Below are 22,626 nucleotides of genomic sequence, written 5' to 3'. Positions count from 1 at the left end.
TTATAGCCTTCCCGGGTCACTTCTCAGTGGCAATCAACAGCCTGGCCGCACGTCATCGCGCAGGACATCTCCAACATGGTCGAAGTCCAGCGCGGCTACAAATCGCAGGGGTTCCGGGGCTGCCTGCCCAACCCCTGGCAGGAACGCAAAGTCACCAACCTGCACCGCGGCCTTGCGCAATTCATGGGGACAGGCGCGCCGGTTCCACTCGATCCCTGATGCGCTGAACAAGTGAACAGCATGTTTGCGCGAGATCAAAGCTCTCGTGTGTGAACAGCGTCACGCTGCCCGGGAACGAACACCATACGAAGCGGCCCGCAGAACGCCCGCCCGATAAAGAGAGAGATTGAACATGGCCACTACCGCAACCCACCTGACCCTGCGCCACGAAGCAATCAAGCCCAAGATCGGCGCGCGCATCCTCAACACCAAGGAAGAACTGCTCAGCGGCGCGTTGACCGATGCCGTCAACGACCTGTTGGAACAGAGCGGCGTGCTGGTGTTCCCCCAGTTGCACCTGACCGACGACGAACAGGTCGCCCTCACCAACCTGCTCGGCGGCAACGTGCCGGAACTGCGTGGGCAGAGCGTGTTCCCGATTTCGCTCGATCGCAGCATCAACAAGGAAGTGGTCGATTATCTGAAGGGGTCGCTGTTCTGGCACATCGACGGCACCATGAACCCGGTGCCGATCCGGGGGTCTCTCCTGACCAGCAAGGTCCTGCCGACCTGGGGCGGCAATACGGAGTTCGCCAACTGCTACGCCGCATGGGACGACCTGCCCGAACAGAAGAAAGTCGAAGTCGAAAACCTGAAAGTGGTTCATTCGCTGTGGAACTCGCAGCTCTTCCATTCGCCTGAACCCACGATTGAGCAGTTGAAGGACTGGCAGGCCAAGGGCGAGGTGGAACTGCCGCTGGTGTGGACGCACAAGTCCGGACGTCGCAGTCTGGTGCTAGGCAACACCGCGCAGCAGGTGGTGGGAAAGAGCATGGCCGAAAGCGCGCGTATCCTTCACGGCCTGCGCCAGTTCGCCACCAGCGAGCCCTATCACTACGGCCACGAATGGCGCGTGGGGGACTCAGTTATGTGGGACAACACCGGCACGCTGCACCGCGCCATGCCTTACGACCCCGATTGCGGCCGCCTGCTGCATCGCACGATCTTGCTCGGCGACGAGCCCTTTGCCTGATCCGCACTCGCAAGGAGCCCGACATGGCCGACTACGATTTCCTCGACACGATGCAGACCGTGAACCCCTTCCCTGTTACCGATCCGCGTGCGATTCCCGCCGCCCGCTACCATGACGAAGCGTTTTTCCGCGCCGAAAGCGAACATGTCTGGCCTCATGCCTGGCAGATGGCGTGCCGGCTGGAAACCATCCCCGAAGTGGGCGACTGGATCGAATACGCCATCCTGGGCAAGTCGGTGCTGGTCGTGCGCACCGGAACCGGGATCAAGGCCTTCCACAACCACTGCCGCCATCGCGGCGTGCCGATCGCGGGCGGCACGAACTTCGAGACGGGCGGCAACGCATCGGGCAACTGCCGCCACTCGGGCTTCGTCTGCCCATTCCACGGCTGGCGCTGGAACATGGACGGCGAAAACACCTGGGTCTACGGACGCCACCTGTTCGATGCAGACCAGCTCGACCACGCCGAACTGGCCCTGAAGCCGGTCAGGGTGGAAACATGGGGGGGCTGCGCCTTCGTCAATTTCGACAATGCTGCCGCCCCGCTCCACGAGACCTTCGGCCCGGTCCTTGGCCGGCTGGAAGCGCACGGCATGAACGAACTGCGTGCGGAATGGTGGTACGCCACCGAACTGCCCGCCAACTGGAAAATCGCGATGGAGGCCTTCATGGAGGGCTACCATGTGATGATGACGCACCCACAGCTCCAGCGCGCTGCGCCGGGCCTCTACAATTCGCGCTACGGGCTCGATACCGGCGGCATCGGCCTGCCCATCGATCCGGAGCAGTCGGTCGCGGAGAACATCGCCGCGCAAATCGAACATCTCGAATTGCTGAGCAATGGTATGGCGGGCATGGTCCAGGCCAAGGAAGTGGCGATCGCCCGCGAACTGGCCGATGTCTCCCTTCCCGAAACGGTGGCAGAGGCAGTACCAATGTGGTTCGGTCTGGTGCAGGAAGCGATCACCCGAAAGCTGCGCGAAGCGGGCGAGGCCGTGCCTGACCTCAACGCTGTATGCCAGTCGTATCCGGTGAACGCAGTCGAGTATCTTTTCCCGAACTACTTCCTGCTGCCTTTCTTCACCTCGATGGCCAGCTATCGCATCCGCCCGCTCGGCCCGGAGCGATGCCTTTTCGAAATCTGGTCCCTCACCCACTTCGCGCCGGGGGAAGAGCCGGAAGCGCCAATGGAACCAATCGTCCTGCCGTTCGACAGTCAGAATTTTCCGATGATTCCCAGGCAGGACTATTCGAACATCCCCCTGCAACAGCGGGGCCTTCATTCGAAGGGGTTCGAATTCATGCGGCTGTCAGGGCAGGTCGAAGGGCTCATCAGCAATTACCAGCGCTTGATAGATGCTTACATCGACCAAAAGGACACCGCAGAGCTTTCTGCCGCAAGTAGAAGGCTCGGTGGCAACTTTGACGGCCCCATCCTGAATTTCGACTAACGGGTGGAAACAGTCATCATGCCCACGGACCGCTATCCCTGTTGATTGTCGTTGAGAAGTGACCCGGGGGGGCATAAATTTCCACCGAAAACCTTCTCGATGGGAATCTCGGGTCACTTCTCAGGCAATCAACAGCCGCGCAATCACGGCGCAGGCCCACATCCCTACATCTGTCCTAGCCTGATCGATCTAAGCGATCCGGAGTCCGGTCTGCGCTACAGCCCCGAAGGACCGTGCTACTCGACGGGATACGGAGACTTTGTTGGCATCCCCACGCTGATCGTGGAGAACCAAATGCTCAAGCCGTATCGCCAGCGCGTGCTGGCGCGTATGTGCTTCTGGAGCAGCCCCTGAATACAGTGGGTGATAATGGCGCTGTCATCGCAAAAGCGAAGGCAAGCGATCGTGCCGCCCGCCCCAGGCGCCTCATGGTGCGGTGGGAGAAGGCTAAGAAGCCTATCGGCTCGGTGACGTTCAAGGGTGTCGTCTATAAGCACTACAGATTGCCTGCGTCGGGTCGCGACGTGGTACTCTGGCTCGGCAAACCTGCGACATCTCGCAAGGATATCATCGGTACCAGGAAGCGCTTCCTCTCCAGTGCCGACCGCGCCCTCAATCCCCTGTCGAAGCGCGCCAGTAGATGTGATGCGCGACCATGGTCGAGGTGGCGGGGAATGAGGCGGGTCTCTCCTCGCCAATCTCCCGAACCAGTATCTCCATGGCGCGCTCGGCCATGGCAGCCATCGGGATCTTGACCGAACTCAGTGCCGGCCAAACGTTCCGGGCGAAATAATTATCTTCGAAGCCGACGATGGCGAGCCTGTCCGGGACTGCGATGTCGCGCATATGGGCCGCCGCGAGCGCACCCATCGCCATCTCGTCATTGCTGGCGAAGATGGCCGTTGGGGGATCTGCTAGGGCGAGCAGCTTCGTCGCGGCTTCAAGTCCCTCCTGAAACCAGAATTCCCCTTCGACGATGAGGTCGGGATCAGCGACCATGCCATGCGCCTCCAGCGCGGCAAGATAGCCGCCACCGCGCGGGTGATGGATGGGATATCGCTCCGGCACCCGGATGAAGCCGATGCGCCTGTGCCCCTTTGCGATCAGCCGTGCGGTCACGTCCTTCGCGGCCGTGAATTCGTCCATGCGGACAGTGGACATGGAGGGCATGGCATCGGCGGCGCCGACGCACAGCATGGGAAAACCGATCAGGTCGGGATCGAGCGTGCGAGCCATGTCCTCGCCGAAGACGGGAGGCAGAATGATCGCTTCGGCACCGCGCGCGCGGAGAGCCTGCACGACCTCCCATCCGCTTTCGATCTCGGCAAAAAGAATGGGCTGCAGGAGCAGCTGGACGCCCAGCCGGGATGCCGCCGTCAGCGCTCCCGTCAGCAACGCTGCGGAAATCGGATGCTCGTCATTCACATGGACGAGGCCGACAAACATGGGCGCCGCGCTTGCGAGTTGCCGCGCCGCGCGGTTCGGCACGTAGCCGAGTTCGTCTATTGCCGCGCGGACCTTGTTCCGGACCTTCTCAGAGGCCGCCCGGCCGTTCAGGACGTTGGAGACGCTCATGGGCGAGACGCCGGCATGGGCCGCCACCATGCGCAGCGTGACGGCCGACTTTGATCGTCTCGATCCCCGCGTCATCTCTCCTCCTTCCTCTCGTCTAGCAGGAAGCCGCACTCTTTCCACAACTCTTGACAGCCGCATCGAAACCGTCAGTATGTACCGGTACATATTTTGAACGACCGGAGGAATCAATGGGTGAGAACACCCGTCCGGCTTTCGTTGGATATGCTGCGATGGGGAGGATTATGATTCTGAAATGTCGAGCCCGCACGCTCGCGGCCGCCACCTGCGCTTCCGTCTTTGCCATCGCCGGGGCGGTCCATGCGCAGCCGTCGCCTGCCGGAGCGGAGCCGGAAATTTCCGATATCATCGTGACCGCGCGAAAGCGGCAGGAATCGATCCTGCAAGTCCCGGTGGTCGTGTCTGCCGTTTCTGGCGACACGCTCCAGAAATTCCAGGTCACGCAAATCTCGGACCTGCCGCGTCTCGTTCCAGGTCTCGTCCTCGGCGGCAACCTGTTGTCGATCGGGCCGCAGGTGACGATCCGGGGCGTGGGAACCTCCTCCTCCGACCCGGGCGTCGACCAGTCGGTGTCGCTTAACATCGACGGCCTTTCGCTGGGTCAGGGCCTCGCCTTTGGCAGCGCCATGTTCGACGTGGGGCAGGTGGAAGTGCTGAAGGGGCCGCAGGCGCTCTTCTATGGCAAAAGCAGCCCCGGCGGCGTCATCTCGCTCCGGACCGCCGATCCCACCGACGAGCGCGAACTGATCGCGCGGGCCTCCTATGATTTCGAGTCGGTCGAAGGGCGGGGAGAGTTGATTCTCTCCGGGCCGGTCTCCGACAGGCTGAAACTGCGCCTCGCGGGTGCCTTTTCCAATGGCGAGGGCTATTATAACAATGTCGGCCAGCCGCTGGCCGGCACCGGCGCGCTGGCGCCCAGCCGCCGGGAACCGCAGCCGCGCAATTTGGTGCTGCGCGGCACTGCGCTCTGGGAGCCCATCGACGACCTGACCGTGCGGTTCAAAGTCAACCACGCCTATGACCGCACCATTCGCGGCGAGCAGTTCCAGCTTGCAAGCTGTCCGCAGGGCAATGGCCTGACCTTTGGTTTTGGCAGCGGGGTTCCAGGTTCGGGGATACCGGCCGCGCCCAATTTCCTGACGCCCGTCGATCCCATTCCCTTCGCCACAGGTGAGGATTGCCGCATGAACCGCACGATCAGCGGCGTCTATATGGACCCGGCGAGTTTCCCCGGCATCCCTAATGGCGGTGTGCCTTTCCTGACGAACCGTCAGGATTTCGGAACGCTGGAACTGAATTACGACATCGCGTCCGGCCTGACATTGACGTCCACGACCGCTTATTACGAACTGGTCTCGGCCAGCCTCGTCAACACGTCGCAATTCGGTCCTGCCGGCCCGGGGCTTGCGGCCGCCAACGACTTCAAGCGGCGAGAATTTACCGAGGAACTGCGCCTCAACAGCGATTTCGCGGGACCGCTGAACTTCACCCTCGGCGGTTTCTACGAGGATGGGCAGATCTATGATCGCGTCACTTTCTATCGTAACCGCGCCTATGGGTTTCTGAGCCCCGCCGTCGTTGGCGCGGAGATTTTGAACGACGACCGGTCAACGACCGTCGATATCACCACCTATTCGCTGTTCGGGCAGCTTCGTTACCGCATCGTCGAGCCGCTGGAACTGGCGGCCGGCGTGCGCTGGACGGACGAGACCCGGACGGAAAGCGTCTATGACTTCCTCGCCGGCCGCGACCTCACATCGACGCTGCCGGTGCCCCGCATCCATGCAAGCAATTTCTCGCCCGAATTCACCCTGAGCTACAAGCCCAGCACGGATCTCACCCTTTTCGGGTCGTGGAAGAAGGGATATAAATCCGGTTCGTTCAAGCTGGGCGTGCCGCCGGTCGCGGGCGAAGACAATGCCTTTGGCGACGAGCAGGTGGAGGGCTATGAGATCGGCCTGAAGAGCCGCCTCCTCGACCGGCGCATGGGCGCATGCTGGTGAATCTGGCCTTCTTCGACTATCGCTATCGGGGTTTGCAGGTGGGTGGGATCGAGCCGACCGTGGCCGGCCTGCCCATCATCCGCACGGTCAATGCGGGTCGGGCGCGGACCTATGGCGTGGATTTCGACATGTCCTATCGCCCGCCCATGGTGGACGGGCTGTCGGTCAACGGGTCGCTCAACTGGAACCGGGCCCGCTATCAGGAACTGAACAATATTCCCTGCTACACCGCGCAGACGGCGGCGCAGGGCTGCACCCAGTTCTTTGTGGCCAGCGCCAATCAGACGGCGCCGGGACCCGCGGGCGCCGTGCTGGCGAACGGGCAATATGGCTTTTACACCGGCCAGGACCTGTCGGGGACGCCGCTGATCCGGGCTCCTGAATGGGCGGCCAATTTCGGGTTCAGCTATGAGATGTCGGTGAGCAAGGGGCTGAAGCTTCAACTGACCAACAACAACCAATATTCATCCCGGTTCGTCACCTTCCTCGCGGCGCAGCGGCCGGGTGACGACCAGTATCAGCGCAGCTTCCTGAAGGTCGATGCCAGCATCGCGATCAAGGATGAGAAGGACCGCTGGGAAGTAGCGCTTATCGGCAAGAATATCACGCGCCGCTATACCGCTTCCAACTGCGCGGCGGGTAACTATGCGGGCGGCAATATCATCGGTGATCCCATCACCGGTGGCACGACGCCGGGCGCAGCGGGCGTCTCGTCGGTCGGCTGCTTCACCGATCCGGGGCGGGCGATTTTCCTGCGCCTGATGGTCAAACCGTTCAACTGAGGGGCGCGGCGTGACGGAACCCTATGATATCGTGATTGCCGGCAGCGGTGCTGGCGGACTGGCGGCGGCGATCACGGCAAAGCTGTCGGGCCTCAAACCCCTGCTGATCGAGAAGACGCCGCTGATCGGTGGGTCGTCGGTGCTGTCGGGCGGCATATTGTGGATGCCCTGCAATCCGCTGCTCGCCCGTGAAGGCGTGGACGACACCCGCGAGGCGGCGCTCACTTATCTCTCCCAGTTCGTGAAGGAAGGCGATCCCGCCTCCACGCCAGCGCGGCGCGAGGCGTTCGTGGACAGCGTCGCCCCCTTCGTGGCGATGATGGAGGGGGAGGGCATGCGCTACGAACGGTGCCCTGGCTATGCCGACTATTACGACCATCTGCCGGGCGGCCATTCGGCCAGCCGGTCACTGCAGGCCGCTCTCTACAACACCAACCGCCTCGGGTCGTGGAAGGCGAAGCTGCGCGTGCCGAACGTGCCTTTGCCGATCCGCACCTCGGAAGGGGCGCAGTTGATGCGCGTCGGCATCACTCTCGACGGCAAGATGATGGCCGCCAAAGTCGCGGCGCGCTTCGTGGCCGCCAAGCTCACCGGGCGGACCATCTATGGCTCCGGCGGCGCGCTGCAGGGACGGATGCTGGAAATCGCCCTGCGGCTGGGCATCGACATCTGGACCGATGCAGGCCTTGTCGGGTTCGACATGCGGGATGGTGCCGTCGTCGGCGCGCATCTCATCCATGAAGGGCGAGACCGGATGGTCGCGGCGCCGCGTGGCATCGTGGTCACGGCGGGCGGCTTCGCGCGCAATCTCGACATGCGGCGACAGCATATGCCGGCGCCCGTCTCGACCGACTGGACCAAGGCCAATCCGGGCGACACGGGCGACGCCATAGAAGCGATGATGGCGGCCGGCGCCGCGCTGGGCTGGATGGACGATGCCTGGTGGGTGATGACTTTCGTGGCCGGCGACGAGACTTTCCAGATCGTGCCCGAACTCATCAAACCCCATGGCTTCATGGTGGCGGCTGACGGCAAGCGTTTTGTCAACGAGGCGCGCTCCTATATGGAGGTCGGCCGGGCCTGCTATGCGCGCAATCGCGAGAGCAAGGCGATCCCCGCCTGGCTCATCATGGATAGCCGCCACCGCAAACGCTATCTGTTTGGCTTCCAGCCGCCCGGCAAAATTCCCGACAAATGGGTCGAGGCAGGCTGGGTCCGCAAGGACGACACGATCGAAGGGCTGGCGCGCCAGTGCGGCATTGACCCCGCCGGCCTTGCGGCGACCGTCGCCCGCTTCAACGGATTTTGCAGGGCCGGCATAGACGAGGATTTCCAGCGCGGCGACAATGCCTATGCCCGTTACTGGAGCGACCCGACCTGCAAGCCCAATGGCAGCCTTGGCTCTGTCGCAGAACCCCCTTTCTGGGCGGTGCCGCTAGTGCCCGGTGATGTCGGCACCTGCGGCGGGGCGATCACGGACAAGCATGCCCGCGTGCTGCGCGCCGACGGCAGCGTGATCGACGGCCTCTATGCGGCGGGCAACTGCGCCGCGCCGCTCGCCGGCCCGCATTATGTCGGCGCCGGCCTCAGTATCGGAGCCTCCAGCGTCTTCGGTTATCGCGCCGTCCGCCACGCGGCCGGTCACTGACCCTCCAGAAAAGGACCATCCCATGTTGGAAACCAGCGACATCGTCGCCATTAAGCAACTCGAAGCCTTTTGCCACCATGCGGTCGACCATAACGACCAGAGCCTGTTTGCCGACGTCTTCACGGAGGATGCGCGTTTTGATGGGCGGCTGTGCGGTGGCCCGCTGTTCGAGGGGCTGGAGGCGATAAAGGGCTTCTTCGCGCTCGGCCGCCCGCCGCATCCGCCCTCGCATCATATGACGAACTGCTATGTCTATGAGGAAGACGACCGGGTCCGGGTCAAGATGAAGTGGATTTGTCCGGACCCCGGTACGGGCGGCGTGGTGACGGGCGACAATATCGACTGGGTCGTGAAGACGCCGGAAGGCTGGCGTATCAGGGAACGTGTGGCGTCGATGCGCCATCCCGGCGGCTTTTCGGCACAGCCGGCGTCATGACCGACCTGTCCGCCTTTCCCGTCGCGCGGGAGGCGGTCGGATTCGACGCCCTTCGCGCCGTTCCCGCATGGGCGGACCGGGTTCTGGCGCGTCCGGCGCGGGCTGAAAATCCAGGGCTGAACATGGAGGAGGGCAAGAGATGGCCACCGAAGAGATTATGCATGAGGGCGGATGCTTGTGCGGCGCGATACGATACAAGGCGGTCGGCGATCCCGTCGCGGTGGCGATCTGCCATTGCGTCAACTGCCAGCGCAACAGCGGCAGCGCTTTTTCCGTCAATGTCATCTTTCCCAAACAGGCGCTCACCGTGGAAGGCGCGCCAGCAATATATGAGGATAAGGGGGACACGGGCGAGATCGTCCGCCGCTTCTTCTGCGGGACATGCGGCACGCCGCTGGAATCCCGTTCAGTCTTTTCCGCGCCGGAGCATGCGGTGGTGAAGGCGGGCACCTTCGATCATCCCGAATGCTTCGTGCCCGACTGCGAGACCTATTGCATCAGCGCGATGCCATGGTGGGGCAAGGCGAATGACCGCACATGCTATGATCGCCTCAATGTCGATGCAATCGGGGAGGAATAGGCCGATGTCCAGAAAACCTTATCGCGTCGTCCAGTGGGCCACCGGATCGGTGGGCACGACTGCGCTGCGCCATTTCATCGACAATCCGGCCTATGAACTTGCCGGCGTCTTCGTCACCAGTCCGGACAAGGTGGGCCGCGACGCGGGCGATCTGGCCGAGCGTCCCGCCACGGGCATCATCGCGACCAACGACCCGGAAGCCATTATCGCGCTGGACGCGGACTGTGTCCATTTCGCGCCACAGGTCGAGGATATCGATGTGATGTGCCGCATCCTGCGATCCGGCAAGAATATCGTCTCGCCGCTCGGCCCTTATTATCCGACCCCGCGCTATGCCGGCCAGATAGAGCGGCTGGAGGCGGCCTGCCAGGAGGGTGGCGTATCCTTTCACGGCAGCGGCATCCATCCCGGTTTCGCGGGCGACCTCGTACCGCTCACCTTCACGCGGCTGATGGACCGGATTGAGCGCATCCACCTTTATGAGGTGGTCGATTTCCTCGACAATCCTTCGCACTATATCGAATTCATGGGGTTTGGGCGTGACCCTGCCGATCTGCTCGCCAATCCGGCCCGATCGGCTGACGCGCATCTTATCTTCTCGCAGTCCATGGCCATGGTGGTCGAGGGGCTCGGCAAGGCAATAGAAGATGTTACCGCCAGCTTCGAAGTGGCTACTGCGACACACGACATCGTCTATCCGGGCGGCATGATCCGCAGCGGGACCGTGGGCGGCCAGCATTATGAATGGTCCGCCTGGGTCGATGGCAAGCCGCTCGTCACCTATCACTGCTTCTGGACGCTCGGTCGGGATATGGAGCCAAGGTGGGACTGCGGTGAGACGGGCTACCGCGTCGTTATCGAAGGGGAGCTGCCGCTGGAGATGAGCTTTCGCGGTGGTCTACTGGCCGACGGGAGGCGCAGCTATCCCGGCTGGACCGGACTGTTGGGCGTGACCGCGATTGGTGATGTGTGTGATGCCGGGCCCGGTGTGCTGTCGCATATGGATTTGGGAATTGTCCGCCCGCGCGGGCTGGTGAGATAGGGATTCTAAAGTCAGGCTCGTGATTGCGGTAATTGGCCCTCCGCTGCCCAAGAGCAGACTATCCGCAGCTCGCAATGGAGAAACTCGGCCGAGGAATGGTCAATAGGGGGCGCTTTCGAGGCTCGCGCCGCCCTGGGCTGGGACAATGCTGCCACTCCCGCTCGAATACCTGACTGTCAGCTACTGGCGAAAGCCGTCCTTTGAGCATTGCTGCCGTCGTCGATTGGTCGGAGTTTGGCCGCGACCGCACCGGTCGGTTACCATCGACGATGACTGGCAAGACCGACTGAGCGAAGGGGGCGAGGCCAAGCCGCTGCCGCGCCGCCAGAGCGCATGTCAGAACGCATGCCGCATACCGAAAGCGATGCTACGTCCACGCAGCGGCGACTGATCCTTAACAAACGAAGTGTGCGCAAAGGCCAGTTCATTGAGCAGGTTCGTGCCGCGCAGATAGAACTCCACGGACCGGTCCTCGCCCAGATCGAACCGGTAGCTCAGCGTAGCGTTCAGCATGTCGTAGCCCGCGGTGCGGGTCTCGTACGACGCGACCTTGTTCTGGGCGAAGGTGTGGAAATATTCCACATCACCCGAGACCGGCCCGGCGCTGTGCTGATAGCGCGCGCCCAGTCGCCCCGGCGGGATGCGCGGGAGGTTGTCGTTCTCGTTTCGCAGCTTCGTGCCGATATAGTCGCCGAACAGGGTGACGCGCGATGCGGGCGAGAAACGATAGCTGACCTGGCCATCGATCCCGGCGAAGCGCGCATCGGCCGCGGTGTAGACGAGGAGATGGTGCGGGATGCCCGTCTCGGTCTCGGTCTCGATCAGGCGTGCGAAGATGTAGTCGTCGATATCCTGATAGAACAGGCCGACCTCGAACTCGAGCGCGCCGCCTGCCTTGCGGAATGTGAGATCGACCGACTTGGTCGTCTCCATCACGTCGGTCCGTCCCAGCGGAAGCTGTGAGGACAGGCGCCGCGTGTTCACCAGGCCGACCTCATAGCTGTTGGTCGCCAGATTGTTGCCATAGGCATAGAGTTCGCGAACCCCGGCCGGCCTTTCCGTCCGGGCAAGCGACAAGGCGACCGAATAGCCGTTGTCGATCCGCCAGGTCGCGCCGATCGAAGCCGAGAAGGGATTATGCCGCGCGGGCGGATTATTGCTGTTGAACGTCGCCGCCATCCGCTGCTGGTACGTACCCGGACCACCGTACATGTTGTCGAACATGGCGACGATCGCTCGCTGTGAATCCGTCCAGGGCTCGACCCATTTGGGTAATGGCGTATCGATCTTGCGCCAATCCTTGCGGGCGGCAACCTCGACGTCGAAATCGCCAAAAGACCGCCGCTCACTCAAGAAAACGCCGATATTCTCAGTGACATAGTCTGGAACGCTCCGCGCATAGCCGTACTGGTTGAGCGCCAGCGGGATGTGCGCGTCGTTGACGTTGATCCCGCTGAACGTGCCGTGGGTGTACTGCACGCCCAGAGTGCCGGTAAAGCCCAGCAGCGGCTTGTGCGTCAGTTCCAGGCGCCCATCCCAGACCTCGTTGGCATAGCGGCTGAACAGCGCTGGGCCGTCGATCTCGTCATGGACATAATCGGTGTAGGAACCGCGCAGCCGCACATGGCTGAAGCCGGGAATCAAATCCTCATAGTCGGCACGCAGGTCGGCGCGCTCGCTGCGCAGCTTGATGTAGGCCGTATGATCGTCGGACGAGCCGAACGGATCCTCGAATTGGTCGTGCGCCTCGCAGTGGAGGTCCAACCCGTGCGTGTGGCAGACCCCATTCTTGTGTGAGTGGCCAGGCAGGCCGTACTGGCTGTCGATCCTCGTATAGGCGCCGCCGATGTAGCCCTTCGACGTGATCCATGAGGCACCGATGGAGTAAGTGGTGTTCTCGGCGAAAGAATCACGCAGCTCGTTTGAGCCGAAGCTTTTCGGTACGTTGTAGTTCCCGGCGTTGCGGCGCGCGCCTTCGGCATGGACGGCGAACTGGCCGATGCCGGCAGTGACGCGGCCGACCAGCGTCTTCTCTTCATCGCCGGTGCCATAGCGTATTTCGGTCGCGCCGCTGATCCCGCCTGCCGGCACGACCTTGGGCACCTTGCTGTCGATCAGGTTGACCGCGCCGTTCATGGCGTTGCCGCCATACCGCACAGCGGCCGGACCGCGCTGGACCTCGATGCCGTCGAGCAGCAGCGGATCGGTGGTGATCGCGTGATCGGGCGAAACCGAGGAAACGTCGAACAGGTTCGCGCCGTCGCTCAAAATTTCAATCCGGGGGACCGTTTGGCCACGGATGACGGGACGGGAAGCACCGCCGCCGAAGCTGTCGAGATGAACGCCGGGCAGTCCTGCAAGCGTTTCGCCTAGCCCGCCCTGCCGGCGATGTACGAGTTCGTCACCTGCTAGGATCTGCACCGGCAGATGCGATGTAACTTCGTCCGTTGCCAGAGAGCGACCTGTGACGATGATTTCACCGGACTGTCGAATCCGCCTCGTCTCATCAGAATCCGCCGGAGCCTCTTGGGCCCAGAGTGCGGTCGGAGTGAATGCGCCGACAGACGGGGTTGCCAGCAAGATTGCCGCACTACGGAAACTGAACATTAGAAATATGATTCCCCCATTCGATCATGACGTGCCGTCTATGTGACGAGATACCATATCGTCAAATGGGGATTTGTGAATTTACGTTGCTGTCTGTCTGCCAATATCAGGGGGTTTATTGGAACTGCCAGCGATAGCTGAAACGTAACTCGCTGGACTCACTCGGCTGGTAGATATTTTTGCGCACTTCGGCCCCAAGATGATTAGTTTTGGCCGCTTTGCCTTCGCCGGCTTCAACCGCCAATCAGGCCGCTTCCGCCAAAACCGAACGTATCGCAGCACGGCGTTGTACGACGCTTTCTGGTCGTGACCCGCCCCACGGCGCTTCCAGCAAATCTGATCAGTCCCTTACGCGCTGAACCTGTGTATCGCTCCAATCGAGCGTGCGACCATCGGCACTGCGCAATTTCAGCGGAGCGACAGGTACAGCGTCGCGCGTGTCTACGAGAACAGAATGCTCTTCGTTGGCTTCGTAGAGTTCTCCCTCACCCCATTGCCGAAGGGCTGCGATCACTAGGTGGAGCGCCTGGCCTTTCGGGGTGAGGATATAGTCTCTGTATGCGCTGCCGTCGGATGCCGGGGCCTGGGTCATGATGCCGCGCTCAATCAGTAACCTCAGACGGGTCGCCAGCATGCCCTTGGCGATGCCAAGGCTGGATTGAAACGCGCTGAACCGGCGGACGCCCTCCAGGGCATCACGGATGATGAGTAGCGACCACCAGTCGCCAATGACATCCAGCGCGCGAGCCACCGGGCACGGAGCATGCGAAAGGCTGACACGCTTTACCAAGGGTAAGGTCCTTCCAATGTGGTTCGGATTACGAACTGGATCGAGATCGTTATCTGGTCTTGATATAAGACCATGACAACCTCTGGAATTCTCGGCGCCTCTGAACGGTTGCCCCCGCTCTCAGGGCGGACGACCACCGCCATGGCGATCGCAGCCGGCCTTGCGGTGGCCAATGTCTATGTCGCGCATCCGCTGCTCGACCTGATCGGCAAAAGCCTTGCCTTCCATCCGGCCGAGATCGGATTTGCGGTTACCCTGGCGCAGATCGGCTATGCCATCGGCCTCATCTTTCTGGTGCCGCTCACCGACATCATGGATCGACGACGACTGATCGTGGGTCAGACCGTCCTGTCCGCCGTGGCGCTTGTGGCCGTCGCTTATGCGCCTACAAAGGCCGTTTTGCTGGTGTCGCTTGCGATGGTCGGAGCGCTGGCCGTGACGGTTCAAACGCTGGTGGCCTATGCCGGAGCACTCGCAGCCCCGCAGGAGCGCGGCATCGTTGTGGGCAAAGTCACGAGTGGCGTCGTCGTGGGAATATTGGCTGCACGGGCGGTCTCGGGCAGCGTCGGCGATCTTCTCGGCTGGAGGGCGGTCTATCTGCTGGCAGCTGCGGCCAGTGCGATGGCGGCGCTGGCGCTGCGTTGGATGCTGCCTCCAGATGGCAGGCAAGCAGGAAGACAGCGTTATGGCAAGGTCCTGCGATCGCTGCCGCGCCTTTTCGCCGGCGATCGCGCAGTGAGGCTTCGCGCTGCATTCGCTTTTGTCATCTTTGCAGCCTTCAGCACGTTCTGGACCGCCTTGGTTCTCCCGCTGACGGCTCCCGGGTCCGGGTTGTCACACACGGAGGTCGGCCTGTTCGGACTGGTCGGCATGGCTGGCGCGATCGGCGCCCGCAGCGCCGGTCGCCTCACCGATCTGGGTCATGCGAGGCGTGTAACAGGAGCCTCCCTCCTGCTGCTCTGCTGCTCCTGGGGCATCATCGCCATGCTACCCTTGTCCTTGTGGTGGCTCGCGGCCGGCATCATGCTGCTCGATCTGGCGGTTCAGGCCGTTCATGTAACCAGCCAGACACTCATCGTCGATCGTCATCCCGATGCAGCCGGCCGCGCGATCGCCGGGTACATGGTGCTCTATTCTCTCGGTAGCGCGACAGGGGCGGCTATAGCGCCCTTCATGTACAGCCTCTGGCGTTGGAGCGGCGTGTGCGGGGCCGGCGGCGTCATCAGCGCCGCCGGATTCCTGCTTTGGATCGCCAGCGGCAGGTTCCAGCAATAGCAGTTATTTACACCTTGCCCCCAGAACGACTGAACCTGGTCGGAAGCAGCCTGTTCAGCCCACAAGCGATGTGCCTCCAAACCCTCGGTGCAAAGGGTGGCAGAAAGTTACCCTCAGCCAGTTATCCACAACCAACACTCAGTTAGTCTCTCGTGCAGAGCACCCTGCCCCTTTTATCATTTCAACCCGTTTCGTCGCACTAAAGCCCACGTGAAATTGGTTGAGATTTTTGGCTTTACAGCCCCTCAACCAACAATATATTATTGTTTTTCAGGCGGTTACAGAACCGACTTTCGCCATGTCTCCCCGACCAACGCGGCAACCGCTCGCCCCCTCCCTCCCCTTTCGCGAGTGACGCGGCGCCCAGTAATCCCAAGCACTTGCGCTTCGCCGCTTTGGAACATAAATAGAACGGATGACCCGTTCTACCGTCATGGAGCGGCTGGCGATTCTCGCCGATGCCGCCAAGTACGACGCTTCCTGCGCCTCTTCGGGCACGACCAGGCGCAACAGCCGCGACGGGCGCGGCCTCGGCTCGACCGAGGGCATGGGCATTTGCCATGCCTACGCGCCGGACGGGCGCTGCATCTCGCTGCTCAAGCTGCTGCTGACCAACCACTGCATCTTCGACTGCCACTACTGCATCAACCGCAAGAGCTCGAACGTGCAGCGGGCGCGGTTCACGCCGCAGGAGGTGGTGGACATCACCCTGTCCTTCTACCGCCGCAACTACATCGAAGGCCTGTTCCTCTCCTCCGGCATCGTGAAATCGTCGAACCAGACGATGGAGCAGCTGATCGAGGTGGCGCGCATCCTGCGCGAGGAACACGATTTTCGCGGCTACATCCATCTGAAGACCATTCCCGAGGCCGATCCCGAACTGATCGCGCAAGCGGGCCTGTGGGCAGACCGCGTCTCCATCAATGTCGAGTTGCCGACCGAAAGCGGCCTGGCGCGGCTGGCTCCGGACAAGAACGGCCCGCGGATCGAAAGCGCGATGGGCAGCGTCAGCACCGCGATCGAGGATGCGAAGGATGCGCAGAAGCGCTTCCGCAAGGCCCCGCGCTTCGCGCCCGCCGGCCAGTCCACGCAGATGATCGTCGGCGCGGATGCGGCCAGCGATGCGCAGATCGTCGGCAAGGCCAGCACGCTCTACGACAAGTTCGCGCTGCGCCGCGTCTACTACTCGGCCTTCAGCCCCATCCCCGAGGCCAGCGCCGTGCTGCCGCTGAAGCGGCCGCCGCTGATGCGCGAGCACCGGCTCTACCAGTCGGACTGGCTGATGCGCTTCTACGGCTTTGCGCCGGGCGAGGTGCAGCAGGCGACCGATGCCGATGGCATGCTGCCGCTCGATATCGACCCGAAGCTCGCGTGGGCGCTCAAGTTCCGGGAGCGCTTTCCGGTGGATCTCAACCGCGCCCCGCGGGAGGACCTGCTGCGCGTGCCGGGGCTCGGCGCCAAGGCCGTCAGCGCGCTGCTGGCGGCGCGCCGCCATCGCACGATCCGGCTGGAGGATCTCGCCCGCCTGACGGTGTCGGTGAAGAAGCTGCGGCCGTTCGTCGTGGCGGCTGACTGGCGCCCGACGCTGCTGACCGATCGTGCCGACTTGCGCGCCCGGCTCGCCCCTCCGGCGACGCAGATGGAGCTCTTCGCATGATCGCCGTCGATTTGCGCAAGCCGGACGACTTCGAGGCCTGGCGAACCGAGGCGCGGCGGCTGGCCGAACGCGGCGTGCCGCCCTCGCAGGTGGTGTGGCCGGACGTCGCCGCTTCGGGCGATCTGTTCGCCGCAGTGGCCCCCGACACGGGCTCGGCCGTGGCGGGGCGTGCCATTCGCGCAACCCTGCCGTTCATCGACCTGGCCCGCAGCGTGATCCTCCACAGCGATCCGCAGCGCCTTGACCTGCTCTATCGCGTGCTGTGGCGGCTGCAGGACCGCCCGCGCCTTCTCGACGACGCAGCCGACCCGGACGTGGCGCGTCTCGCCGGCATGGCCAAGCAGGTGCGCCGCGACATCCACAAGATGCGCGCCTTCGTGCGCTTCCGCTCCGTCGTCGAGGACGATGGCGCAGAGCGCTACGTCGCTTGGTTCGAACCGGAGCACCGGATCGAGCGCGCCAACGCGGACTTCTTCGTCAATCGCTTCGCCAGCCAGCGCTGGTCGATCCTGACGCCGCGGCTTTCGCTGCACTGGGACGGCATGGCGCTGCTCGAAGGGCCCCCGGCCTCACGCGGCGATGCCCCGGCCGAAGATGCTACCGAGGAACTCTGGCTCGGCTACTATCGTTCGATCTTCAACCCCGCGCGGCTCAAGGTGGGCGCGATGCTCAAGGAAATGCCGCGACGGTACTGGAAGAACCTGCCCGAGGCGCGCCAGATCCCCGATCTCATCGCCGGGGCCCAGCAACGCGAGGCCGCAATGATCGCCACCGGCGCCAGCCTGTTCGAAGCGGAGGCCCCGCCCTCCAGCCTCACGGCCATCGCCGAGGGGATCGAGCAGTGCCGTCGTTGCCCTATCGGCTGCAACGGAACGCGCGCCGTGATGGGCGAAGGCCCTCGCGCGGCCGACCTCATGATCGTCGGCGAGCAGCCCGGCGACACCGAGGAGCGTGAGCACCGGCCCTTCGTCGGCCCTGCCGGCCAGCTGCTCGACCGCGCCTTGAACGAGGCGGGTGTGGACCGGGAACGCGCCTACGTCACCAATGCGGTCAAGCACTTCAAGTTCACGCCGCGCGGCAAGCGCCGCCTGCACCAGACGCCCACCGCAGGCGACATCGACATTTGCCGCTGGTGGCTGGATGGCGAGCGCGCGCTGGTGAAGCCCAAGGTGATCCTTGCGCTCGGCGCCAGCGGGGCGCGCGGGCTGCTCGGGCGCACGCCGGCCATCGGCAAGGAGCGGGGTCAGGCGATCGCGCAGCCCGACGGCACCCAAGTCTGGCTGACGGCGCATCCCAGCTACCTCCTGCGCCTGGATGGCGAGGCGCGCGAGCGCGAGCACGGCCGCTTCGCACAGGACCTCGCCGGCCTTTCCAGGCTGCTGTCGAACGCCTGACGCGCGTGCCGGCCGCGGCGGCGCATCCGGTCTGGCACTGCACGCGCGTTCCATCGCTGCGGTCGCGGGAACCTCGCGCCCCTTCCGCCGCTTTTTCCAGCACGGAAGGAACTGCTCATGCCCGCACGCGCCTACTGGAAAGGCCAGATCCGCCTGGCCCTCGTCTCCATCCCCATCGAGGTCTATCCAGCGACGCGGTCCGGCCCGTCGATCTCCTTCCACCAGATCCACGAGCCCAGCGGCAAGCGCATCCGCTATGAAAAGGTCGCGCCCGGCGTCGGGCCGGTCGACCGCGACGAGATCATCAAGGGCTACGAAGTCTCGAAGGGCAGCTACGTCCTGCTCGACGAGGAGGAGATCGAGGCGGTCAAGATCGAGAGCCGCAAGACGCTCGAGCTGGTCCAGTTCGTCGAAGCGGACGAGATCGACGTGCTGTACTACGAGAAGCCTTACTTCGTCGTCCCGGCCGACGATCTGGCCGAGGAAGCCTACATCGTGCTGCGCGAAGCCCTGCGCGCCAGCCGCAAGGTCGGCATCGGGCAGTTGGCGGTGCGCGGCCGCGAGCAGCTGGTGTCGATCAAGCCCTGCGGTCGCGGCCTGGTCATGGAAGTGCTGCGCTACGCCGACGAGGTCCACAAGGCGCAAGGCTATTTCCGCGACATCGAGGACGCCCGGCCCGACGAGGACCTGCTGGACCTAGCCACCACCCTCATCGAGAAGAAGAGCGGCCCGTTCAAGCCCGCCGAATTCCACGACCGCTACGTCGATGCGCTCCACCGCCTGATCGACAAGAAGGTCAAGTCCAAGAGCAACAAGCGCATCCTGGAGGACGTCGAGGAGCCGGCGACCGGCAAGAGCAACGTCATCGACCTGATGGCGGCGCTGCGCAAGTCCGTGGGCGATGGTGGAGGCTCGGGAAGCCCGTCCCGGAAGGCGCCGGCTGGCAAAGCCCCCGCTCGCAAGCCCACCGGTCACAAGGCGGCGGCGAAGGATAGCGACGGCAAGGCGGCCGAACCGAAAACTGCCGCCAAGTCGGCGTCCTCGCGCAAGCCCGCGGCGAAGAAGGCACCCGCCGCCCGCACGCGCAAGAGCGCCTGACGGATGGAGCTGAACGCCGCCGTCCCGATCGGCAACCTTGATCCCGACGTCCTTGTCCGCATCGGCGTGGCGGCCGTGCTGGGCCCTCTCCTCGGCCTGGACCGCGAGATGCGCGGGCACGCGGCAGGCCTGCGGACGCATGGGCTGATCTGCGTGTCGGCGGCGGCGATGACCGTCTCGGTGATCGCGCTGTACTACCAGTTCGAAGGCGACGGCGAATCGCGGATGGATCCGCTGCGCATCTTCGAGGCGACCGGCGGCTTCGTCGGGATTGTCGGTGCGGGGCTGATCGTGTTTGCCCGCGGACGCCTGCACAACCTGACGACGGCGACTCATCTGTGGCTGACCGCCGTGATCGGCATCGCCTGCGGCGCCGGGCAATGGCCGCTGGTGGCGATCTGCGCCGCCGTCAGCCTGGTGATGCTGACGCTGCTGACCGTCGTCGAGGGCGAGTGGAGCCGCGATCGCAGGATCGGTGGCAGCGACCGTCGGGAGCGCGAGGAATGAGCAAGGCTGCCCCCTCCGGCGAGGATCTCCTGGCCGAATACAACCGCAAGCGCGACTTCAAGAAGACGGCCGAACCCTCGGGCCAGCGCGCGAGCACGCAGGGCGGCAACAGCTTCGTGGTGCAGAAGCACGCCGCCCGCCGGCTCCACTGGGACTTCCGCCTCGAAGTCGACGGCGTGCTCAAGTCCTGGGCCGTCACCAAGGGCCCCAGCAGCGACCCCGAGGACAAGCGCCTGGCGGTCCGTACGGAGGATCATCCTCTGGCCTATGGCGGGTTCGAGGGCCTGATACCGCAGGGCGAATATGGCGGCGGCACCGTCATGCTCTGGGACCGCGGCACATGGGCCCCGATCGAGGGCAAGAGCGCGAAGGACCTGGAGCACGGCCACCTTCATTTCACGCTCCAGGGCGAGCGGATGAACGGCGAGTGGCTCCTGGTTCGCATGAAGGGTCGCCCCGGCGAGAAGCGGGAGAACTGGCTGCTGCGCAAGGTGAAGGATGCGCACGCCGGCACCGGTGACACGCTGGTCGAGCAGGGACTCACCAGCGTCCTCACCGGCCGCACCATGGCCGAGATCGAGGCCGACGTGGCGGGCACGCACGCGCTGGAGGGCAAGACGGGCGACGCGTTCGAGACGGTGATGGAGCAGGCCGCGGCCCACACCGGAAGCAAGGCGCGGGCACGGAGCAAGGCGCGCAGCGGGCGCAAGACCTCCGGGAAGCCGCCCGCCTTCCGGCCGGTGCAGCTCGCGACGCTGGTCGATGCTGTGCCCGCGGGCAACCTGTGGATGCACGAGATCAAGTTCGACGGCTATCGCGCGCTCGTCTCCGCGGCGGGCAGCGCGGTCGCGGTCTATACCCGCAGCGGTCACGACTGGACGGACAAGTTCCGCCCCTTCGCCGCGCACATGGCCGCGCTCGACCTGCCGCCGTGCCTGATCGACGGGGAAGTGATCGCCCGCGACAAGAACGGCAATCCCGACTTCTCCAGCCTGCAATCGGTGCTCAAGCGCGGCCACGGCAGCCAGGGCGAAAAGGACGCGCTGGAATTCCACGCGTTCGACCTTCTCGAACTCGACGGCGAGGACCTGACGCAGCTGCCCAACATCGAGCGCAAGGAACGGCTGGAAGCGCTGCTCGCGCAGGCCCAGCCCCCGATCTTCGTCGCCGACCACGTGATCGGCGCGGGCGAGAAGCTGTTCGAGGCGATGTGCGCGGCCGGGCAGGAGGGGATCATCGCCAAGCGCGTGGACGCGGCCTATTCGCATCGGCGGACCAAGAGCTGGGTCAAGGTCAAGTGCACTCGCCGGCAGGAGTTCGTGATCGTCGGCTGGGCGAAGTCGCGTGCCCAGGGACGCCCCTTCTCCTCTCTGCTCCTGGGCCAGTACGAAGGGGACACGCTGGTGTACCGCGGCAAGGTGGGCACGGGCTTCGATGCGGACTCGCTTGCCGACCTCGCCGCCCGCCTGGACACGCTGCAGCGCAAGAGCGCCCCGCTGGAGGTCGACCGCGTGGAGGCGCGGGGCGCGACGTGGGTGACGCCGCGGCTGGTGGCGGAGATCGCTTTTGCCGAACTCACGGCGGAGGGGCGCGTGCGCCATGGCAGCTTCCTCGGCCTGCGGGGCGACAAGCCGGCGAAGGCAGTCAAGGCGGAGCAGCCGGAGGCGGCGCCGGTCGCCGAGATCGACGTGAAGATCAGCAGCCGGGAACGCGTCATCTTCCCAGACAGCGGCGAGACCAAGGGCGATCTGGCCGACTATTATGCGGCGATCTCGCCGCTCATGCTGCCGTTCGCGGCCAACCGCCCGATCAGCCTCGTGCGCTGCCCGCAGGGGCGCGCCAAGAAGTGCTTCTTCCAGAAGCACGACAGCGGCACCTTCGGCGACTACGTCCACCATGTGCCGATCACCGAGAAGGACGGAGGGACCGAGGACTACCTCTATGTCGACGACGCCGGCGGCCTTCTCGCATGCGTGCAGATGGGGACGATCGAGTTCCACGGCTGGGGCGCCAAGGCGGAGGCGGTCGAGCAGCCCGACCGGATGATCTTCGATCTCGACCCGGACGAAGGCCTCGATTTCGAGCATTGCGTGCGGGGCGCCCAGGACATCCGCGCACGGCTGGCGGACCTGGGCCTCGTCAGCTTCGCGATGCTCTCGGGCGGCAAGGGGGTCCACGTCGTGGTCCCTCTGCGGCGCGGGGAATCGTGGGATACCCACAAGGACTTCTCGCGCCGCTTCGCCGAGGCGCTCAGCCTGGCCGAGCCGGACCGGTACGTCGCCACGATGAGCAAGGCCAAGCGCAAGGGCCGCATCTTCATCGACTGGCTGCGCAACCAGCGGGGCGCCACCGCCGTCCTGCCCTACTCCGCCCGCGCGCGGGCGGGCGCACCGGTCGCCGTTCCGATCGACTGGGACGAGCTGGACGACCTGGAGAACGCCCATCCCTACTCCATCAAGGATGCCGACACGCTGCTGAACCGCGCGCGGGACCTGCGCGGCTGGGGCTTCGCGGACCAGGCCTTGCCCGCGGTCTGAACAAGACTTGGCCGCAGCGCGGCGAAAGTCTATC

18 protein-coding genes and 1 pseudogene are annotated in these 22,626 nt (G+C 64.3%); 16 read left to right on the top strand and 3 right to left on the bottom strand.

Translation table 11 applies throughout. The features are described from left to right. Positions 1 to 30: 30 nt before the first annotated feature. The 3 genes and pseudogenes from ACFFJC_RS01360 to ACFFJC_RS01350 form a co-directional block, all read left to right on the top strand. Positions 31 to 219: pseudogene (locus tag ACFFJC_RS01360) on the top strand (aromatic ring-hydroxylating dioxygenase subunit alpha); the annotation flags it as partial. A gap of 133 nt (positions 220 to 352) precedes the next feature. Next, positions 353 to 1,192 carry a TauD/TfdA dioxygenase family protein gene (locus tag ACFFJC_RS01355; RefSeq protein WP_379485784.1) on the top strand — a complete coding sequence of 280 codons (840 nt, stop codon included), beginning with the start codon at positions 353 to 355 and terminating at the stop codon, positions 1,190 to 1,192. A 23-nt stretch (positions 1,193 to 1,215) separates the two neighbouring features. Then, positions 1,216 to 2,643: an aromatic ring-hydroxylating oxygenase subunit alpha gene (locus ACFFJC_RS01350; protein WP_379485783.1), complete on the top strand. Its 1,428-nt coding sequence runs from the start codon at positions 1,216 to 1,218 to the stop codon at positions 2,641 to 2,643. A gap of 612 nt (positions 2,644 to 3,255) precedes the next feature. Here ACFFJC_RS01350 and ACFFJC_RS01345 read toward each other — a convergent pair. Then, the gene (locus ACFFJC_RS01345) at positions 3,256 to 4,218 is read right to left on the bottom strand and encodes a LacI family DNA-binding transcriptional regulator (RefSeq protein WP_379485782.1); all 963 of its coding nucleotides are present in this window, start codon (positions 4,216 to 4,218) and stop codon (positions 3,256 to 3,258) included. On the opposite strand from ACFFJC_RS01345, the gene ACFFJC_RS01340 reads away from it, so the two are divergent. From ACFFJC_RS01340 to ACFFJC_RS01310, 7 genes are all read left to right on the top strand, one after another. Continuing rightward, positions 4,217 to 4,390, top strand: a complete 174-nt coding sequence (locus ACFFJC_RS01340; RefSeq protein ID WP_379485781.1) for a hypothetical protein — start codon at positions 4,217 to 4,219, stop codon at positions 4,388 to 4,390. The genes ACFFJC_RS01345 and ACFFJC_RS01340 overlap by 2 nt on opposite strands. A 16-nt stretch (positions 4,391 to 4,406) precedes the next feature. After that, entirely contained in the window at positions 4,407 to 6,239 is a 1,833-nt protein-coding gene (locus ACFFJC_RS01335) for a TonB-dependent receptor (RefSeq protein ID WP_379485780.1), read from the top strand. Further along, positions 6,230 to 7,021: a TonB-dependent receptor domain-containing protein gene (locus ACFFJC_RS01330; protein ID WP_379485779.1), complete on the top strand. Its 792-nt coding sequence runs from the start codon at positions 6,230 to 6,232 to the stop codon at positions 7,019 to 7,021. Before ACFFJC_RS01335 ends, ACFFJC_RS01330 begins: the two co-directional genes overlap by 10 nt. 31 nt (positions 7,022 to 7,052) lie before the next feature. Further along, a complete protein-coding gene (locus ACFFJC_RS01325) occupies positions 7,053 to 8,669 on the top strand; it encodes an FAD-binding protein (protein ID WP_379485778.1) in 1,617 nt (538 codons plus the stop codon). A gap of 22 nt (positions 8,670 to 8,691) precedes the next feature. Continuing rightward, complete coding sequence (locus tag ACFFJC_RS01320) at positions 8,692 to 9,105, top strand: nuclear transport factor 2 family protein (RefSeq protein WP_379485777.1); 414 nt, start codon at positions 8,692 to 8,694, stop codon at positions 9,103 to 9,105. 139 nt (positions 9,106 to 9,244) lie between these two features. Further along, positions 9,245 to 9,685, top strand: coding sequence for a GFA family protein (locus ACFFJC_RS01315; protein ID WP_379485776.1), 441 nt, complete (start codon positions 9,245 to 9,247; stop codon positions 9,683 to 9,685). Positions 9,686 to 9,689: 4 nt separating this feature from the next. Beyond that, on the top strand, positions 9,690 to 10,727 hold the full coding sequence (locus ACFFJC_RS01310; protein WP_379485775.1) for an NAD(P)H-dependent amine dehydrogenase family protein: 1,038 nt from the start codon (positions 9,690 to 9,692) through the stop codon (positions 10,725 to 10,727). Between the two features lie 336 nt (positions 10,728 to 11,063). Here the strand turns inward: ACFFJC_RS01310 and ACFFJC_RS01305 are convergent, their stop codons facing one another. Both ACFFJC_RS01305 and ACFFJC_RS01300 read right to left on the bottom strand, forming a co-directional pair. Continuing rightward, entirely contained in the window at positions 11,064 to 13,334 is a 2,271-nt protein-coding gene (locus ACFFJC_RS01305) for a TonB-dependent receptor domain-containing protein (RefSeq protein ID WP_379485774.1), read from the bottom strand. 340 nt (positions 13,335 to 13,674) lie between these two features. After that, positions 13,675 to 14,085 (bottom strand): winged helix-turn-helix transcriptional regulator, encoded by a 411-nt coding sequence (locus ACFFJC_RS01300; protein ID WP_379485773.1) that lies wholly within the window; start codon positions 14,083 to 14,085, stop codon positions 13,675 to 13,677. 180 nt (positions 14,086 to 14,265) lie between these two features. On the opposite strand from ACFFJC_RS01300, the gene ACFFJC_RS01295 reads away from it, so the two are divergent. From ACFFJC_RS01295 to ligD, 6 genes are all read left to right on the top strand, one after another. Continuing rightward, positions 14,266 to 15,399 carry an MFS transporter gene (locus ACFFJC_RS01295; protein ID WP_379485772.1) on the top strand — a complete coding sequence of 378 codons (1,134 nt, stop codon included), beginning with the start codon at positions 14,266 to 14,268 and terminating at the stop codon, positions 15,397 to 15,399. Positions 15,400 to 15,814: 415 nt separating this feature from the next. Further along, complete coding sequence (locus tag ACFFJC_RS01290) at positions 15,815 to 17,056, top strand: putative DNA modification/repair radical SAM protein (protein ID WP_379485771.1); 1,242 nt, start codon at positions 15,815 to 15,817, stop codon at positions 17,054 to 17,056. After that, the gene (locus ACFFJC_RS01285; RefSeq protein ID WP_379485770.1) at positions 17,053 to 18,450 is read left to right on the top strand and encodes a UdgX family uracil-DNA binding protein; all 1,398 of its coding nucleotides are present in this window, start codon (positions 17,053 to 17,055) and stop codon (positions 18,448 to 18,450) included. The genes ACFFJC_RS01290 and ACFFJC_RS01285 overlap by 4 nt, the downstream gene beginning before the upstream one ends. Positions 18,451 to 18,567: 117 nt before the next feature. Next, on the top strand, positions 18,568 to 19,548 hold the full coding sequence (gene ku / locus ACFFJC_RS01280; RefSeq protein ID WP_379485769.1) for a non-homologous end joining protein Ku: 981 nt from the start codon (positions 18,568 to 18,570) through the stop codon (positions 19,546 to 19,548). A 3-nt stretch (positions 19,549 to 19,551) separates the two neighbouring features. Further along, the gene (locus ACFFJC_RS01275; protein WP_379485768.1) at positions 19,552 to 20,055 is read left to right on the top strand and encodes an MgtC/SapB family protein; all 504 of its coding nucleotides are present in this window, start codon (positions 19,552 to 19,554) and stop codon (positions 20,053 to 20,055) included. Then, a complete protein-coding gene (gene ligD, locus ACFFJC_RS01270) occupies positions 20,052 to 22,592 on the top strand; it encodes a DNA ligase D (RefSeq protein ID WP_379485767.1) in 2,541 nt (846 codons plus the stop codon). The genes ACFFJC_RS01275 and ligD overlap by 4 nt, the downstream gene beginning before the upstream one ends. Positions 22,593 to 22,626: the final 34 nt, after the last annotated feature.

This window comes from Novosphingobium soli (genome assembly GCF_042432915.1).
GTDB classification, from domain to species: domain Bacteria; phylum Pseudomonadota; class Alphaproteobacteria; order Sphingomonadales; family Sphingomonadaceae; genus Novosphingobium; species Novosphingobium soli.
This window is presented reverse-complemented; position numbering and strand designations above follow the sequence as displayed.